Below are 1,072 nucleotides of genomic sequence, written 5' to 3' on the forward strand. Positions count from 1 at the left end.
TCTTCGGCAACGGCGGCTCCGTCAAACCACTCCTGTTCGGCGCCCAGCCCGCCGACGTCGGCATCACCGCAGCGCATTACGCACGCGCCGGCATGACAGGGCCGGTGGATCTGCTGGACAGCAAGTTGGGCTATTTCGCCACCGCGTCAACCGCCGGCGGCTTCGATGCAGCCGCCTGGAACGGCCGCTGGGCGCTGGCACAGCCGCGCCGCAAGCTCCACGCCTGCTGCGGCTACTTGCACGCTCCTGCCGACGCCCTCGGAAAACTGCGCGCAAGCGGCGGAGCGCTGCAGGACATGCGCATCGCGCTTCGCGTGGCACCGTACGTGGCCGACGTAGTAAGCAAGGACCGCCTGCCGATTTCGCCCAACGATGCGCGCTTCCATCTGCAGTACTGCCTCGCCCTTGTGGCCTGCGGCGCCGATGTGATCTTGCCGGAGCACAGCATCGCCCTGGGTGAGCAACTGCAGCGGCCGGAGGTGCTCGCGATGATGGAACGGATCCGCGTGGTGCCGGACACGGCGCTGACGCACTACCACCAATGCAGCATCGAGATCACGGATTGCGCCGGGCGGGTGACTGAGCAGGCGGCATCGGCGCCGCGAGGTTCGCCGCAGGAGCCGCTTCGGGACGAGGAGGTGGTGCTGAAGTTCCACTCGCTGGCCGAGCCCGTGCTGGGGAGTGCGCGCGCCGGGCGAAGGCTGGTACTACGAGGACCTCGGTGCGGTGGCGACTGGGTCGTGCGCTGGCAAGCAGCGCATCGGCTTCACGCCGGGCACGCTGCCGCCGAACGGCGTTGAGGTCGTGGACGGCGTGCGCGCGGGGATCGCGCTGCTGCGGACCTGAGAGCCGCGCCGCGGCAACCCCCAAACGAAATGGCCTGCCGGTTTCCCGGCAGGCCATTTTTTATGTGCGCTCCTCGCAGATCACAGGGCCATCTGCTTGGCGATGATGTTGCGCTGGATCTCGCTGGTGCCGCCGCCAATGGGTCCGACGCGCGAGTCGCGGAAGAACATCTGCATGTCGTACTCGTTGGAGTAGCCGGCACCACCCATGATCTGCATGCCGATGT

General features: G+C 67.7%; 1 protein-coding gene and 1 pseudogene. One reads left to right on the forward strand and one right to left on the reverse strand.

Translation table 11 applies throughout. The features are described from left to right. Window positions 1-800: pseudogene (locus tag RMP09_RS23025) on the forward strand (hypothetical protein); the annotation flags it as partial. A gap of 126 nt (window positions 801-926) precedes the next feature. Here RMP09_RS23025 and RMP09_RS23030 read toward each other — a convergent pair. Then, on the reverse strand, window positions 927-1,064 hold the full coding sequence (locus RMP09_RS23030; RefSeq protein ID WP_310568307.1) for an acyl-CoA dehydrogenase family protein: 138 nt from the start codon (window positions 1,062-1,064) through the stop codon (window positions 927-929). Window positions 1,065-1,072 lie beyond the last annotated feature (8 nt).

Origin of the sequence: Hydrogenophaga sp. (genome assembly GCF_031426985.1) — a bacterium.
Taxonomy (GTDB): domain Bacteria; phylum Pseudomonadota; class Gammaproteobacteria; order Burkholderiales; family Burkholderiaceae_C; genus Hydrogenophaga.